The sequence below is a fragment of the Pseudotabrizicola sp. L79 genome (genome assembly GCF_036553525.1).
Taxonomy (GTDB): domain Bacteria; phylum Pseudomonadota; class Alphaproteobacteria; order Rhodobacterales; family Rhodobacteraceae; genus Pseudotabrizicola.
Window position 1 is genome coordinate 300,742 of record NZ_JAZHDA010000053.1, and the last position, 17,551, is coordinate 318,292.

General features: G+C 64.0%; 8 protein-coding genes. 1 reads left to right on the forward strand and 7 read right to left on the reverse strand.

What is annotated here, in order from left to right; translation table 11 throughout:
- Positions 1 to 7: 7 nt before the first annotated feature.
- From V3C85_RS16425 to V3C85_RS16450, 6 genes are all read right to left on the reverse strand, one after another.
- Positions 8 to 640, reverse strand: coding sequence for a 4'-phosphopantetheinyl transferase family protein (locus tag V3C85_RS16425; RefSeq protein ID WP_331796455.1), 633 nt, complete (start codon positions 638 to 640; stop codon positions 8 to 10).
- Positions 633 to 5,210, reverse strand: a complete 4,578-nt coding sequence (locus V3C85_RS16430) for a MupA/Atu3671 family FMN-dependent luciferase-like monooxygenase (protein ID WP_331796456.1) — start codon at positions 5,208 to 5,210, stop codon at positions 633 to 635. Before V3C85_RS16430 ends, V3C85_RS16425 begins: the two co-directional genes overlap by 8 nt.
- Complete coding sequence (locus V3C85_RS16435; protein ID WP_331796457.1) at positions 5,207 to 6,223, reverse strand: glycosyltransferase family 2 protein; 1,017 nt, start codon at positions 6,221 to 6,223, stop codon at positions 5,207 to 5,209. The genes V3C85_RS16430 and V3C85_RS16435 overlap by 4 nt, the downstream gene beginning before the upstream one ends.
- A 4-nt stretch (positions 6,224 to 6,227) precedes the next feature.
- The gene (locus tag V3C85_RS16440; protein WP_331796458.1) at positions 6,228 to 12,575 is read right to left on the reverse strand and encodes a type I polyketide synthase; all 6,348 of its coding nucleotides are present in this window, start codon (positions 12,573 to 12,575) and stop codon (positions 6,228 to 6,230) included.
- Positions 12,576 to 12,681: 106 nt separating this feature from the next.
- Positions 12,682 to 13,977, reverse strand: a complete 1,296-nt coding sequence (locus V3C85_RS16445; protein WP_331796459.1) for a glycosyltransferase family 4 protein — start codon at positions 13,975 to 13,977, stop codon at positions 12,682 to 12,684.
- The gene (locus V3C85_RS16450) at positions 13,974 to 15,383 is read right to left on the reverse strand and encodes a hypothetical protein (RefSeq protein WP_331796461.1); all 1,410 of its coding nucleotides are present in this window, start codon (positions 15,381 to 15,383) and stop codon (positions 13,974 to 13,976) included. The genes V3C85_RS16445 and V3C85_RS16450 overlap by 4 nt, the downstream gene beginning before the upstream one ends.
- A gap of 192 nt (positions 15,384 to 15,575) precedes the next feature.
- On the opposite strand from V3C85_RS16450, the gene V3C85_RS16455 reads away from it, so the two are divergent.
- Entirely contained in the window at positions 15,576 to 16,328 is a 753-nt protein-coding gene (locus tag V3C85_RS16455) for a WecB/TagA/CpsF family glycosyltransferase (RefSeq protein ID WP_331796462.1), read from the forward strand.
- Here V3C85_RS16455 and V3C85_RS16460 read toward each other — a convergent pair whose 3' ends face one another.
- Positions 16,329 to 17,294: a glycosyltransferase family 2 protein gene (locus V3C85_RS16460; protein WP_331796463.1), complete on the reverse strand. Its 966-nt coding sequence runs from the start codon at positions 17,292 to 17,294 to the stop codon at positions 16,329 to 16,331.
- Between the last annotated feature and the right edge of the window lie 257 nt (positions 17,295 to 17,551).

Consider the following 17,551-nt stretch of genomic DNA (forward strand, 5'->3'; position numbering starts at 1 on the left):
GGCGGCGTTACAGCAGGGCAAGCGTCAGGATATGGCCCTGCGACCGGCTGATGCGGCCATGCAGTCGATCACCCGCCGCCAGGGGCGCCACGGCCCTTTGCAGCTGCGCCTGAAAGGTTCCGTCGCCCAGTGTGATCCGCAGATCGTGGAAGTCCAACATGGTCTTGGTCAACGGATACTGCGCCTTGTAGGCTGCCTCTTTGGCCGAAAACACCTGCTTGGCCTGCTGCGCCTGCACCTGGGTGCCGCGTTCAACCGCATCCAGAACCAAGGGCCACAGATCGGGCGCAAGGGGTGTGTCTTCCTCAAGATCAATGCCAATACCACGGACGACCCCAAGGGGCAGGGCCACGGCAAGGCATTGCGTGGCGCTGTGGCTGATTGACCCGATCACCCCGCGCGGCCAAACCGGGGCGCGATCTGCGCCATGCGGAATGGCAACGGGGGCAAGGCCGATCTGGGCCAACGCCGCCCGCGCCGCCGCGCGCCCCGCCGAAAACTCGCGCAAGCGCCGCGGCACGGCACCGGGCAGGCTTTCGCCCCCCAACAGCCCGTGATCGTGCCGCGGATCGGCCCAGCCACAGCCCGCCGCGGGCGGGGCCATGGCGCGCAAGGCCCGCAGCAGATCAGGCTCAGGCATCTGCACCACTGCGCGCCGCCCGCATCGCGCGCCTGCGGGCCATGGCATCGGTCCGGGCCCCAGCCTGTGTATGAATACCCGAGGCCTGTGCCGGTTGCGCAGCCATCGGCGCCGCTGATTGGGCCGCTTTTGGCCTGTCGTCCAGATGGCGGGCCAAGGCCTGCAACACCGGAAAACGGAAGATATCGGTAATCGACAGCTTGGCCGCGCCCAGTTGGTCGCGAATTTCCCGATGGGCCTGCACCGCCAGCAACGAATGGCCGCCAAGGGCAAAAAAGTTATCCTTGGCCCCCACCTTCGGCACCCCCAGCACGCGCTGCCAGATGGCGGCCAGCTGGGCTTCGATATCAGACTCGGGCGCAACAAAGGCCACCGGGGCCACAGCCCCCACACCGGGCGCGGGCAGAGCCTTGCGGTCAACCTTGCGGTTCGGTGTCAGCGGAAAGGCCGACAGCGGCACAAAATGCGCAGGGATCATATGGTCGGGCAAAACCCCGGCAAGCGCCGCGCGCAAGGCGGCCTCTTGCGCGGAACCGGTCAGATAGGCCACCAGCCGCAGATCGCCGGGGCTGTCTTCGCGCGCCAGAACAACCGCTTGGGTAACACCGGGTTGCGCCTCCAGCACCGCCTCGATCTCTCCCAACTCGATGCGATAGCCGCGGATCTTGACCTGATGATCCGCGCGTCCCAGAAAATCGATCTTGCCATCGACGCGCGCGCGCACCAGATCGCCCGTCCGATACATCCGCGCCCCCCATGGGCAAGCACGGTCTGCCGTCACAAAAGGATCGGGCCTGAAGCGATCTTCGGTCAGATCAGGCCGTTGCCAATAGCCGCGCGTCACGCCGTCGCCGCCAATCCACAACTCGCCCGCCTGTCCGGGTGGCACGGGGGCCAGGGCTTCGTCCAGCACATACATCTGCTGATTGGCAAGCGGCGTGCCGATGTTCGTTGTGGCCTCGGGCGCGCCCACCTCTTCCACGCTTGACCAGATGGTGGTTTCAGTCGGGCCATACATGTTCAAGATCCGCGCATCGGTGGCCTGCCGCAAATCGGCCACCTGTGCGCCCGGCAAGGCCTCGCCGCCCAGCATGATGGTCTTGACCCCGGCCAAGGCGTGGCGCGAGTCTTCGTTCAGCGCAATCATCCGCGCCATCGACGGGGTGCATTGCAGATGCGTGACATTGTGGCGGATCAATTGCGCCGCAATCGAGAAATCATCAGCCTCAACCGCCCCACCCGCATTCGCGCGGCGCACCACCTCGGACAAGGGGTATAGCCCCTCCATCACCTGTTCAGGCGCGATGCCGTAATCAATCAGGCAGGCCACTTCCGAAACGCCGATGCGCTTCAACTGCTCAACCCGGCGCAGCGCATCTTCGACGGTGCCAAACAGGCCGGAATCTTCAAAATAGCGATGGAATGCGAAATCCAGAATTGCGTCATTTTCCTCGGGCGTCAGGCTGCGCAGGTCGATATCCATCGGGTTTTCCACCCCGGCAGGTTTTTTGAACGCCGGAAAGGCCCAGGCATATTGCTTGACCAGCCCCACCGCCGCCGCAAGATAGGCCTTCATCGGCCCCTCGGCCACGCGCCGCACCTGATCGCGGTCGCGGCCCACAAAGGTATGCAACATCAGGCTGACTACACCCGTCGCGGGATCATGGCCTGCCTTGGCCCGCGCCTCTCGGTAGATCTTGATCTTGCCCGCCACTTCTTCAATCGACTGGCCCAGCAAATGGGTCAGCACATTGGCGCCCATCTCGCCCGCCTCGCGCCATGTCTCGGGGTTGCCTGCCGTGGTCACCCACAACGGCAATTCGGCCGAAACCGGGCGCGGCTGGGTTTTCACGCTGAACATCGACCCATCTGCCTTGGGGAAATCGACCCCCTCGCCGCGCCACAACCGCCGGATCTGGTCAGCCGCCGCATACATCGCCGCCTTGTTGGCAGGTGGCGTATTTTCAGGGCGCAACACGAAATCTTCGGGCTGCCAGCCACTGGCAATGGCCAGCCCGGCCCGCCCATTGGTCAGGTTGTCAATCACCGCCCATTCTTCGGCAATCCGCGCCGGATGGTGCAGCGGCACCACGCAAGACCCGGCCCGCACGCCGATATTCTTGGTAACTGCCGCCACTGCCGCCCCAGTGACCGACGGGTTGGGATAGGGCCCGCCAAAGGCGTGGAAATGCCGCTCGGGCGTCCAGACGGCAACAAAGCCATGGGTGTCGGCGAATTTGGCGCCCTCGATCAGCAGTTCGTATTTCTTGGGGCCCACCCCATCATCATTGCCCCAGTAGTAGATCGAGAAATCCATCTTCTGCGCACTGGCGATCCGGCCCGACGACACCAGCGCCCGGTTTTCATCGGAAGAGATCACCACCTTGAACCCGCGCGCCAGTGTCCAGAACAGTTCCAGCACCGAAATATCAAACGAGATCGAGGTCACCGCCAACCAGACGCCGGCCCCCGTTGCCGGCCCAATGCGCTGATCCATGCCCGTGAAAAAGTTCACCACATTGCGATGTTCCACCATCACGCCCTTGGGCCGCCCGGTCGATCCGCTGGTGTAAATCACATAGGCCAGATCAGCAGGTGTCACGCCGCTGTCAGGGTTTGTGTCTGGGGCCGCGGCAAGACGGCCATCATTGTCAAGGCACAGCTTTTGCACCTGCCCCGGCAGCCCACCCTCTAACGCCCGTTGCGTCACTATCACCGTGCAGCCGCTGTCTTCGACATAAAGCGCCGTGCGGTCGGCAGGATAGCTTGGGTCCATCGGCACATAGGCGCCGCCCGCTTTTTGAATGGCAAGCGCGCCCACCAGCATATCGACGCTGCGCCGCAAATGCAGGCCCACCAACATGCCAGGCCGCACGCCCATCGACATCAGCACATGCGCCGCACGATTGGCGCGCGCATTCAGTTGCGCATAGGTCAGGGTGACAGACTCAAAGCAGACGGCAGGTGCATCGGGGGTGCGGGCAACCTGCGCCTCAAAGGCCTGATGCACACACAGATCATGGCGGGGGGCCAGCGTCTGGTTGTGGGCATGCAGCACTGTCTGCATCTCATCCGGGTGCAGGGCCGGGGCGCGGGTCAGGGGGTGATCCGCATCAAGGCCCGCGATGGCAGCAGCCACATGGCCAAGGCGGCGGGCCAGGGCCTCGGCCTCGGCCCGTGACAGGCGCGCCAGATCAACATGCAGGGCCTTTGGGCCAAGGGTGATCGCCGTGCCCGCAACCGGCCCCGCCAGTGAAAGGCCAACCTGCGGCATCGGCAGGGCCGACAAGGCGGTGTCGCGTGTCATCAGATCCAGCGGCCAACCAGCCACATCGCGGGCCATGTCCGCCACGCGGTCAAAGGCCGCTGCAGCCGCCCCGCGAGAGGTGCCGGTTTCAACCGAAAGCGGCAACCACCCACTGGTATAGCCCGGCAAGCTGGCCTTGGCCGCAAGCGCAAAGCCCGTCACAGGCTGCCCCGTGATGCGCGCCATCGCCATTGCGGCAAGGCCAAGGTCATCATCGGGCAGGGTCAGCGGCAGCACCATCCAGTCAGGCTGTGACGTCTGGGCCGCGGCAACAGAAACCGGCTGCAACCGGGCAAGCGCCTGCCGCAGCCGTGGGTCGTGCGGGGCAATGGCTGTCAGCGCATCAGAAAGCTGTTGCGCACGGGCGGCGGGCAAATCGGCAAGGCGCTGGTCGGCAATGGTCGAGGGGCAAACAGGCAACCCCTTGATCTGACAGGTCAGACGGCTCAGCCGCACAGCCCCCATGCCACAGGCCACAATCAGCCCTTCGGGAGTTGCGGCCAGAACCGTGCCAGCCTCTCCGGCCCCGTCACAAGGCTCTGCCGTGCCGACATTCAGCACGCCACCCGCGCCTTCGATCTTGGCGGTGGTCAGCGGGTTCCAATAGCGCCCATGGTCCAAGGCGCGCACCAGACGCGCAACCGCTTGGGCCGATTGCGAGAAATCGATCCGCCCAAAGGCCGCTGGCCTGTCGGCCCGTGCATGAACCGTGCGGCGGCTGAAATCCTGCGGTACAGGCCGAAGGCCCGTTTCCAATTGCGCCATCACGGCAGGAAAGCTGTCGATTGCCGCTTCATAGCAGCGCGTGTTCAGCGTCAGCGCTGTATCCTGCGCTGAGATGTCAAAGCTGCGGCTCTCGAGAATATCGCCTTCGTCCACACCTTGGGTGATCAGATGCCAGGTGATCCCATGCTGCGCATCGCCTGCCAGCAAGGCCCAGACCGGGGCGTTCAGGCCGGCATGGGTCGGCAAGGGGCCATCGTGAAAGTTCACCCCGCCCTGCCGCGCCAGGGCCAGAACCGTGTCGGGCACCAGTGACAGGTTGGCCACCGACAAGACCCAATCGACCGACACACCCGCCAGACGCGCGGCCAGGCCTTTTCCCGGTGCCTCTACCCTGATCCCCGCGGCCTCGGCCCAGGCCCGCACCTCGGCCTGCCGGGTGACAACAGCGTCCAGCGCATGCCCCCGCGCAAGCCATGCCGCGCCACATTGCTGGGTCAGAGATTCATTGCCGATCAAAATTGCAGAAAGCCGGGTCATGTCAGATGCTCCTTCCCCGATGGGGAAATGCCCTGCCCATCAGTGGGACGGGGCCGAATGGGCCGCAGCAGCACACGGGCCGCATGGCTGGCCAGATCAGTCAGGTAATGCGGGGGGTCAATCACATCGCGCCGCTGCACCAAGGCCCGCAGCCGCCAGATCAGCCCCCCTGCCAGATGCGCCAAGGTTGCCATCGCCGCCTTCAGGGTGCCATGGTTCTTGACGTAGTAATAGTGCCGTGAATCCAGCCAAAAGCCCGGAATCCGCTGCCATTCCTTCATGCCCGTGCTGACGCTGCCGATATGGGCCACGCGGCTTTCCACCACATAATCCGTCGGCCAGCCAGCCCGCGCCGCGCGCAGGCACAGGTCGGTTTCCTCAAAATACAGAAAATAGGTCTCGTCAAACAGGCCGATCTGATCAAGCACGTCCTGCCGCATCATCAGACTGGCCCCGGCCAACCAATCCACTTGCGTGGTCGCCAAAGGCAGCGGTGGGGCCACGACAAAGCGCCGCAACAGGCGCGAAACCGGGCCAAACCTTGCGGCTTGCTCAAACTCTCCGGCAACCGAGGGAAAGCGAAAGGCGGTGTGGTGCGCATCGCCTTCGGGGCCGTGGATATGGCTGCCGGCAAAGCCCGTGGCCGGATGCGCCAGCAAATGATCCAGCAGACAGCGAATGGCATCGGGTGCCGGAAAGGCATCAGAATTCAGGATATAGACGAAATCGGGCCGCGCGCCCCCTGGCAGACCCGCCCGGATGCCCACGTTGTTGCCCGCCCCGAAACCGCCGTTCCAGCCGGCCTGCACCACCTGCACCGGCGTGGTGGCCCGATCCCATCCCCGCGCATGAACAACCGCCGCCATCTGTTCAAACGACCCATCCTGCGAGTCATTATCCACCACCGTGATCGCGCCATCGATCCCCTGCATGGCCGTCAGCGCCGCCTGAACCGACCGCAAGGTCATGTCAGGGGTGCGCCAGTTCAGGATCACGGTCAGAACCTTTGGCATGGCGCTACTCTGCTGCCGCGGGCAACGGGTGCGCCGTGCCTTCTGCCGCCTCTATGGCGGCTTTCATCCGGGTGGCCAGCACCCGCACATTCGGCTCAAGCACCATGCTGTCATGATCGCCGGGCACCTCGACCACCTGCAAGGCAGGGGCAAATTGCGTCAGATCATTATCGGCAAAAACGAATTCCCGCGCCGCGCTGACCCAACGCCCGCCCGTCACCTGCCACCGCAGATCCAGCGGCGGACGATACAGCACGGTGGGCCCCAAGCGGGGCTGCATGTCATAAAGCGGCAGGGCATTGCGGAACGCGGCTTCGATGGCTGCATTGTTGAACTGTGCCCCGTCTGCTGCCCCCACGCCAGCAAGTCCTGCCTTGTAGGCCTGCTTTTCGCGCCACCAGCGGGCCAGAAAGCCCGGCCCCTCGGCCCGCAACTCGGCCAAACGGATCATCAGCTTGTCGGCCTTTGACAAGGTTGGCCGCAACGGTATGGGCGTATCCAGCAGCACCACCAAGGGCACCTCTTCGCCCGCCGACTCCAGCTGCCGGGCGATTTCCCATGCGATCAGGCCGCCACCCGAAAACCCACCCAAAAGATAGGGGCCGTGCGGCTGCACCTGACGCATCTCGGCGATATAGTCCGTTGCCGCACTGACAAAATCGCTGTGCGGTTCGGCATCACCATACAGCCCGCGCGCCTGAAGGCCAAAGAAGGGGCGGTCGCCGCCCAAAAGCTGGGCAAGGTGGCGCAGGTTCAGCACATTGCCGAACATGCCTGCCACCAGGAAAAACGGCGGGCGCGCGCCACCCTCACCGCGATGCATCGGCACCAGATGGGTAAAGCGGCGCTGTGGCGCTGTGGCGGCCTTGGGGGCCTCTCCTGCCACCGGGTCTCCTATCTGGTCGGTGATCAACCTGGCACAGGCGGCAATGGTCGGGGCCTCGAACAGCACCGAAATCGGAAAATCGACGCGGTAGGTTTTCTTGACCATCGCAAACAGGCGCACCGCAATCAGGCTGTGGCCACCAAGGTCAAAAAAGCTGTCGTCGACCCCCACCTTGCCCACACCCAGCAGTTCTTGCCAGAAACCAACCAAGGTGCGCTCGACGTCGTTGCGCGGTTCAAGATAATCCGACTCCAGATCTGGGCGGTCGAACGACGCGCCCTCTGCCTGGGTTGCGGCGGCCGCTTGCGTCTGGCGCACAAGGGCCGGCAGATCCAGCGACGATACGATGATCTGGCTGTGGCCCAAGGCAAGCGCACGGCCAAAGGCGGCGGCCCCTTCTGCGGGGCGGATACCATTGTTGAACGCATGCAGCAGTCGGTCTTCGGCGGGCGACAGGGCCTTGGCACCGGCATCGTCGAATTCAAGCGCGCGGGCATCCGGAGGCGGAAAGCCAAGCCCGCCTTCAAGGCGGTGAATGGCAAAGCCTGTAATTTCGATGCACACCTCGCCCTCGGGCGTGGCCAGGGTAACATCGAACACCGCCGTGCTGCGTTTGGCTGCATTGGGTGCGGCATTGCGCACATGGCTGACAATGCGGGCGGGAAGCGGGCGGAACACCTGAACGCGGGCATAAGACACTGGCACCCACAGGTGATCGGGCTGATAGCCTTCGATCAACCCCATGGCCCAACCCGTTGCCAGATCCATCAGGGCCGGGTGGATCAGCCACGTTGCGCCAGCCTCGTTCTCGAACGCCTGTGGCAAGGCCAGATTGGCCAAGCCCTCGCCGTGCCCGATGCTGCGGCTGGTCAACACCCGCCACCGGGGGCCAAAGCTTAGATGCGCCTCTTGCGGGCTGGTCATGCCCTGCCCCGTTTCGGGGGCGGGCAAGCGGGCGGAAATCGCGGCAACGTCCAGCCTGGGGGCCGCGGACCGCAGGGGCATCAACCGGGCCGAGGCATGCAACAGCCACCCCAGCCGCCCCTTTTGCACATGGCCCGAGTGCAGATCGAACCCATAGCCTTCGTCACTGCGCACCAGTCGCGCCCGCACAGGGCAGGCCGGCCCGTCGGCCACATCCAACGCGCGGAAAAACGTCAGGTCGCGGGCCTCGAACGCGGTGCCTTCGCCCTGCTCGGCCATCGCCTCGGCCATGATTTCCAGATAGCCCGTGCCGGGGATCAGCGCCGTGCCATCCTTGGTGCGGTGGCCATCCAGCACCCAGCGATCATGCCCGTACTGGGCCGTGAACACACGGTTGCCGCGGCCATCGAACCCGGCCTCGTCCAGCATCGGGCGGTGGATTGGCAGCTTGGGGCTGTCAGGGCGGCCAGTGCGATCGGCCAAGGCCTCGGCAGCCATGCCAACGCCCTGCCAGATGCCCCAGTTCAGCGCCACCACCCGCGTCTTGCCACCCGCCCGGTGCCGGGCATAGGCGTTCAGATAGGCATTTGCCGCCACATAATCGATCTGCCCGGCAGGCCCCGTCACGGTAGAGGTGGACGAAAACAACACCAGCAGCGCAATCGTGCCATCGGGAAACAGGCGTGCCAATACCTGCGTGCCATGCAGTTTGGGGGCGAAAACCTCTTCTACTTCTGCCGGGGTCTTGGTCAGGATCGGGCCGTCATCCACCACGCCTGCGGCATGGATCACCGCATGCACTGGGCCAAAGCGCCCCTGCCCTGCGGCAACCGCGGTCTCCATCTCGGCCAGATTGGCCACATCGGCCTGCGCCACAAAGACAGCGCCCCCCAAAGCCTCAAGCCGTTGCACGGCCAGAATGCGACGGGCCAGCGGGTCGTCGGGGCCAGCTTTCGCCAAAACGTCAGGCCACAGCTTGCGGTCGGGCAGCGGGCGGCGGGCGATCAGGGTGATCTGCACGGCATGGCGGCGGATCAGGTCTTCGGCAATGGTCAGGCCAATGCCCCCGAACCCGCCAGTGATCAACACATGCGCCCCCTGCGGCAGGTCAAGCCGGGCCTCGGGCAGCTTGGCAGGCTTCAGCCCCAGTTCATAGCGCCGCTCGCCCCGCAAGGCGGCAACCGCTTCGCCGTCACCAAGGGCTTCCTCCAGCAGTTGCGCCGCCAGATCCGCAGGCTTGGGCGGCAACACCAGATCCAGCGTGCGCACCGCAACACCCGGCAACTCGCGTCCAATCACACGCGCGGGCCCCAGCACCATGGCCTTTTCAGGATCAGCCAGCCGCTCGTCCTTGACCTGTGCGGCACCTGTTGTGGCAACGGTGATCTGAATGGGCTTTGGCAGGTTTTCCTCCGCCATCGCCTGCGCCAGGAACATAAGGGCGTAAAAGCCCTGCTCGATATTGCGGTGCAGAAAGCTGGACCCAGGCCGGAACGCCGCAGCACGCGTCACCAACCAAAGATGCAAGATGCGCGTCGGCACCTGCCCCCGCGCCACCAGATCGCGGATCAGCAGATCATAGCCTTCGCGACCGCGCTCGGGTGCCAGAACATAGCCACCCTCGCCATCACGGGCAAAGGTATCGCCTGCCCGCACGGTCATGACCGTATGCCCTGCCGCGCGCAACCGCGCCACAGCCGCCGCCCCCAGACCTTCGGTATCGATGAACACCAGCCATGTCTGCACTGGCAGATCGGCCAGATCGTCAATCTCCAGCGCGACCGAGGCAGGGCGCCAATGCGGCACCCAGCCCCAATCGGCCAGGTCGTCCAATCGGGCGGGCAGGGCCTCGGACTCTGGCGTTGTGGCCTTGGAGGGCGCGATGAAATACGGCTTTTTCTGAAAGGCGTAGGTTGGCAGCGGCACCCTGTTGCGCCGCGCCTCGCCCCAGATCGGCGTCCAGTCCACCGGCACGCCACAGGCCCACAGGCGGGCGATCGTAGCCATGTGCCACGCGTCATCTGCCACGGCCTGATCAGGGTGACGCAAGGCTGCAATCACCTGACCCGAGGCGACGCCATTGGCCTGCGCCAAGGACGACAAGGCCCGCCCCGGCCCCATTTCGACAAACACCCGCCCCGGCACCGATGCCAGCGTTTCCAGACAGGCGCGGAAGTTCACCGTATTGCGCAGATGCTGCACCCAGTAATCAGGGCTGGTGGCCTGCTGGGCCGTCAGTTCCTGACCGTTGCAGTTCGAGATAATCGGCAGACGGGGCGGATGCAGCGGGATCGACCGCAGATAATCGCCGAACCGGGCCAAGACAGGCTCTAGCATGCGGGAATGGGCGGCGATGTCGATGGCGATGCGCTGCGTTTCCACCCCGTCAGCCGCCAAGGCCGCCGCCAGGGTTTGCAACGCAGTATCAGGGCCAGACACGACACACAGCCCCGGCGCATTGACCGAGGCCATGTCATGATCCGCGCCCAGATAGGGCTGCAAATCCGCCTGTGACAGCGGCACCGACAACATGCCCCCCGGCGGCACGGTATCAAACAACTGGCCGCGCAGATGCACAAGGCCAATGCAATCTTCAAAGCTGATCACCCCGGCCAAAGCGGCCGCGGTGTTTTCGCCCATCGAATGCCCCACAAGCGCGGCGGGCCGCACCCCCCAACTGAGGAACAATTGCGCCAAGGCATATTCGGTGATCATGATCAGCGGCAATTGCACCGACGGCTTTTTCAGCACCGCATTCGCCGCAGCCTCGGCCCCCGGCTTGGGCAGCCACAATGCGCGAAGATCGTAATCCAGCTTGGGTTCCAGCACGGCAAGGCCACGGTCCATCCAGTCGGCAAAGACCGGCTCTGTTTCATACAGATCGCGCGCCATGCCCGCATATTGCGCCCCGCCACCGGGGAACATGAACACCACCTCGGGGTCATCGCCCAGCCAGTCATGGGTAAAGACACGGCGCGGATCCGACCCTTCCAGCAAGTCGGCGGCCTCGGCATGGGTTTCGGCCACCAGCACCCGGCGTTTTTCAAAGGCGCGGCGGCCATGCTTCAACGTCCAGGCAACATCAGCCAAGGGCTGTTCGGGATGTGCGCGCAAATGTGCAGCCAGTTTGGCGGCCTGCGCATCCAGCGCCGTTTTCGATCTGGCCGAAAGCACAATCGGCTGAAACGGCCAATCCGAGGGGTCCGATGCCCCCCGGATCGGGGCCTCGGCCAGAACGGCATGGGCATTCGTGCCCCCGACGCCCAGGCTGTTCACCCCGGCAAGTCGAGGGCCCGGGCTGACCCAATCGGTCAGCCGGTCATTCACCCGAAAGGGCGAGGTTTCAAAGTCAATCGACGGGTTCGGCGCGTCAAACCCCAGCGAGGGTGGCAGTTCTTGATGCTTAAGCGCCAAGGCCACCTTGATCAGGCTGGCCACCCCAGCGGCCGTATCCAGATGGCCGATGTTGGTTTTGACGCTGCCAATCCGGCAATGCCCCACCCCCTGCCCGGTTTCGCGGAACGCCGCCGTCAGCGCCGCCACTTCGATCGGGTCACCCAGATAAGTGCCTGTGCCGTGACATTCGACATAAGACACCTGATCGCCGGTGACGCCCGCGATTGCCTGCGCCTCGGCCACACAGGCGGCCTGGCCATCAACCGAAGGCGCCAGATAGCCCGCCTTGGCGGCCCCGTCGTTATTGACGGCCGTGCCCTTGATGATCGCCCAGATATGGTCGCCGTCGCGGATCGCATCGCTGGCCCGGCGCAAAACCACACAGCCCGCACCGCTGCCAAAGACCGTGCCTTGGGCGCGGTGATCAAAGGCGTGGCAATGGCCATCGGGCGACAGGATTTCACCCTCTTCGAACAGATAGCCGCGGGCATGGGGCAATTCGATGGTCACCCCCCCGGCCAAGGCCATGTCGCATTCGCCGTTCAGCAGGGCCTGCGCCGCGTAATGCACCGCCACCAAAGAGGTCGAGCAGGCGGTCTGCACGTTGATCGACGGACCCTTGAGATCAAAGATATGGCTGACCCGCGTGGCCAGAAAATCCTTGTCATTGCCGGTGTGGCGCAACAGGAACATGCCCGTCTGATCCACCAGATCGCGGTTGGAACAGATGTTGAAATAGAAATAGCTGCCCATTCCGCAGCCGGCCCAAACCCCGATGCGGCCCCCAAACCCTTCGGGCGGATGGCCGGCATCTTCCAGCGCCTCCCATGCCACCTCTAGAAAATGGCGGTGCTGGGGATCAAGAATGGCGGCCTCTTTCGGTGAGAACCCGAAGAATTCGGCATCAAAGCCTTCAAAGCCATCCAGCACAGCGGCGGCGGGCACATAGTTGGCACGCGCCATACGGGCGGGGTTTTCGCCCGCGGCCAGCAACTCGGCATCGCTGAGATGGCGGATCGATTCAATACCACCACGCAGGTTGCGCCAGAATTCCCCAACATCGCCCGCGCCGGGCAGATGCGCGGCCATGCCAACGATCGCGATATCCGTCTCGGCGACAGGATCGGGCTGTTGGGAATCGGACATGGGGCTTGAACTCTGCTCAATCATAACGGTTTTCGCTAACTAACAAACTTGACGAAATTAAGGAATGTGACCCGCTGGCCCAGCAAGCCAGCCGTGCAAGCCCGCCTTAGGGCCCATCAAAGAATATGGGCTTTTCAGGGGTTTGTCCCAATACCCAGGCATAGACCTGTGCCAATTGATCGGCCTTGCGCCCCCATGTGAACAGGGCCTGCACCCGGTCGCGCGCGGCAGCACCCTTCTGCGCCACACCTTCGGGGTTTTCGCAACATGCCTGTAAAGCGGTTGCCAAACCCTCAATAACCGTCGCGCGTGGCCCAATCGGCACCTTAAAGCCTGTGGCATCCGTGACCAATTCGGCAGGCCCGGCATAGTCGATCACAATCGGGCACAGGCCAAGGGCCATTGCCTCTAGCACCACACCGCCGCCAAACTCACGGATTGACGGAAAGGCCAGCACGGTGCAGCGCGCGGCGATATCCTGCACGGCCTCATGCTTTTGCCAGCCGTGAAACACCACCGCATCGCCAAAGGGCGATGCTTGGGCGCGCAAGGCCGGCATCATGTCGCCATCGCCCACGATGTCCAGCACCAACTGGCCGCTGGTCAACAGGGGGGCCGCCGCAGCAAGCAGCATGTCCACACCTTTCAGCGGCACCAGACGCCCGATGAAACAGGCCCGCAAGGGGCCGGGCTGGCCATGACTGGCCTGCCGCCAGAACCGCGCGGGATCGATGGCGTTTTCCGGCAGGTAGATCACCCGGCCCTGATGCGCGGCAGGAATATCGCGCATGGTCTGACGTGACCCGGCCAGAATGGCATCGGCCCGCAAGGTGCCCGTCCGCCCCGGCAAGGCACGATACAGGCCGCGCAACCGGCTGAGCCATTCGTTTTCACGCTTCATCTCGGCCTCAAACCCTTTGGGCCAAGGCACGCCGCCGTTGATCGGACCCAGCACGAACGGCACACCCGCCCGGCGGCATTTGGCGGCAATCGGGCTTTGCTGCACAGGCGACAACGGCGTGATGCGATGGACAAGATCAAACCGGCCTGCACGGAGATCGGCCCTGAACCGGCGCCAGACCAGATGTTCGAAATAAGGATAGCTGATCGTTTGCACGGCCTGCTGAATCGTCCACCCCTTGCCGTCGCCGCCCGAAAGCCACGCCCCAAGCCGCCAAAGGGGGCGGGCCAGGGCCTCTGAGTCGATGGCGGTGAAATCCTGCCCCTCTCTCAGGCCCGCCCGCAAAAATGCCTCGCGGTTGCGCACCTGGGTCACGACATGCACGTCCGCCACCGCTTGCAGCGCGCGCGCCATCGACCAGCCCACCAAGGGCACTGAAACCCATTCGGGGTTCGCGGCCTCGGCCATGACCAGAACACGGGGTTTGCGGGCATCTGTCATATCACGGTGCGTCCCGGTTTGAATTTCGCGGCAAAGGCTGCCGCCCGCTGGGTGCGTCTGTCGCGGGCCATGGCCTCGGCATGGCCCAACAACGCCCCGGCCAGCAGCCAGGTAAAGGGGATCAGCGTATCATTGGGCAGCAGGTCAACCAGATTGGCCGCAAGGATCAGGGCAACCGCCCCCAGATAGGGCGACAGCGCCGCACCCTGACGCGCCAGACCTTCACGCGCGACCAGGATCAGCGGCACCACCAGCAGGCCAAATTCCGAAATATACCCAACCCAACCGTTCACACCCAAAGTCAGAATCCAGCCCCCATCGGCAATGACCGAAATCTGACCAGTGACCGGATCATGCAGCATATTGCGCCCATAACCGCCCCAGCCAAAGACCGGATGCTCGGCCGCGCGGGCCAACAGCAATTCCTCGCTGTTGATGCGAAAGGCCAGCGACTGGCCACGCTCTTCGTTCAGCGCCATGGCAAGGTTCAGCATGTCATCGATCGGCACAAGATGCGCGCCGCGCAACAGCGGATAGGTGATCACCAGAACCGCCATGGCAACGGCGATCATCAAGTGCAGCCGACGCGGCAATATCAACAGCACCGGCACCAACAGCAGCGCATAGATCACCGGCCCCGCACTGCGGCACAACAGCAGCACGACCGCAAGATAAAGCACGGTCAGCACCTGGCGCGGGCGCGCCATCGCTGGCCCCACGCGAAACAGCGTTACCGCCGCCAACAAAGACATCAGCGCAAAGAAAGCCACCCACAGGCCATGCGGCATGAAGACAAAGGGCCGAAACCCCCCAAACCGGATGGCTTGGCTGAAATCATGCTGGAAATAGCCGTAAATGCGCAGGTTCAGTTGCGGTGACATGCGCGATTCAAACAGCATTGGCACCGAATATATCAGCCCGGCCACGACCAAGGCCACAATCACCGCCCGCAATCCCTGATCCGTCGCCAGATATTTGCGGGCCAGAAAGAACGGAAACAACGTGATCATCTGGTTCGCCACCAGTGCCAGCGAGTCATAGAGGCGCAGGGCCGGGATCGTCGCCTGTTCAAAGTAAAGCGGCGCGCTGTTGACCAGAACGGTGCCGAACGGCCCGGCGACATAAAGAATGATCAATCCCCGCATCAGCCAACTTTGCGGCCACAGGCTGAACCGGTCTTTCAGCAAAAAGACAACCGCCGCCGCCGCCGCCAGATTTGGGATCGAATATTTGTCGAAATCGGGCACCATCGGCAGATCGATCGCGATCACCGGGGGCAGCAGCATGTAACCGCCCAGAATAACCCAGATCAGCGCGCGTGCCGGATCAAGCCGCTGGTACAAAAACCAAGCGAAGACCGGCCATATGGCCAGCATGAAATAGGCAAGCGGGTTGGCAATAGGCATTCTGCTGTTGCGGTTCTGGGTCCATCGGTTTCGATCTGGTGCCAGTGTCACGCGCAGTATGGCACCGCCACGCCACAATAGGGGCTTTGGCATGGCGAAACAGTCTTTCCCCAGGCTTTCATCACATTTTTTCGCCCCCGCGCTGCCGCGCATGCTATCAGCGCGCCAGCCCATAAGGATGCGACGCGCGCCATGCAGTTTCGGTTTTCTGACCAGACCATCACGATCAACATGCCTGATCAGGCGGCGGTTCTGGCCGAAATCACGGCGCGCCTTCGGGCAGGGCGGGGATTTTCGCTGGCGACCATCAACCTTGATCACCTTGTCAAACTGCGGCGCTCGGCGGCCTATCGACAGGTCTATGCTGCGCAAAGCCTGATCGTGGCCGATGGCAACCCGATCGTCTGGTTGTCGAAACTGGCTGGCAAGCCTGTGTCGCTGGTGCCCGGATCTGATCTGTTGCTGCCCCTGTTGCGTTGCGCCGCTGCCGAGGCGATGCCAGTCGCCTTTTTTGGCTCCTCTCCGCAGGTTCTGGGCCTTGCGGCCAAGCGGCTGCAGCATCAGGTGCCGGGGCTGAACATCGTCTGGACAGCCGCCCCCCCGATGGGTTTTGACCCAACCAGCCCCGAGGCGCATCGCGCCGTGCAACAGATGCAGGCCGCCGGGGCGCGTCTGTGCATCATCTCGCTGACCGCCCCCCGGCAAGAAGCCTTTGCCGCCTTTGGCCATGACCTTGCCCCTGAAATCGGCTTTTGCGGTTTTGGCGCCGGTCTTGATTTTGTGGCCGGCCAGCAGATTCGTGCGCCGAAATGGGTGCGTGCAATCGCGATGGAATGGCTGTGGCGTGCCCTGTCGGCCCCCCGTCGCTTGCTGCCGCGCTATGCGTCTTGTGCGGCCATCTTGCCCGGTCAGGCACTGGACGCCCTTCGCCAACGCAGGCAGTGATCACTTGTATTCCAACAGCCCGCGCTTTCGCCCGATCAGGCGCCGCAGATAGAATTCCAATGCGCCCTGCGCTTCGGCGAACTTGCCCAGAACGGTGAAAAAGGCCCAAGCCCATCCGCCACGCCGCGCCAGGCGACCCACTTGCAACGGATAGACAAGCAGCCCAAGCAGCAGGGGCGCAAAGAGCAGCGCACCGGCCAACACAGCCGCAGGCAGCGCAAAGCCCCAGATCAAGGCCCGGCGCGTTTCGGCCACCCAATGCCGCTCGGGCCCCGCCCCATGCCGCGCCGCGCCCTCGGCAAAGGCAAAGCCAGCACGCCTGCTGCGTCGCCACCATTGCGAAAACCGGGTCATCGCCGCGTCATGCAGGGTCATCTCGGCATTGATCCGCCAAACTTCCCCCCCGTTGCGCCGCAGACGCAAACACAGGTCAGGCTCTTCCCCGGCAATCAGCGCGGGGTCATAGCCACCAACGGCCTGCACCGCCGCAAAGCGCATCAGGGCATCCCCGCCGCAGGCCCGCGCCTGCCCGACGGGCGTGTCCCACTCTATATCTGCCAGACGATTGTAGATCGAAAGCTCTGGCCTGCTTTCGCGTCGCCGCCCACAGACCACGACTGCCGCCGGATGCTGATCAAAGGCCATCCGGGCCGCCGCAATCCAGCCCGGCTGAACCTGACAATCGCCATCGACGAATTGCACGAAATCAGGGGGATCACCCTGCAATGCCTGCCAGCCCGCATTGCGTGCCCGCGCGGCCGTAAAGGGCATCGTCATATCCAGTGCCACCACCTGCACCCCCATGGCCTGCGCCATGGGAACCGAGCCGTCGGTTGATCCGCTATCCACATAGATGACCCGCCGCACCTGCCCCAACAGTGAGTTCAGACAGGCCTGCAATCGCGCGCCTTCATTGCGCCCGATGACCACGGCATCAACAGGAACAGGGCGGGGGCTTTCTGGCATTGGCATCCTTGCGTCACTGGCTTGGACCATAGCCACAAATGGTCGGCAGCGCCAAGCCACCAGCCCGCGCCATTCGGGGCAAACCCTTCCATTTCCGGGGTTTATCTGCTAACACTGAAAAGAATTGGGCGGGGGCCCGGCGAATCTGGCACAGGGGAAAATGGGATGTTTCCAGCCCTTTCATGCCCGAGGACCCAATGTCACTGCCTGCTGTGTAGCGGGTTTAGAAAACCGATGCAGCCCACCAAGGCTGCGCT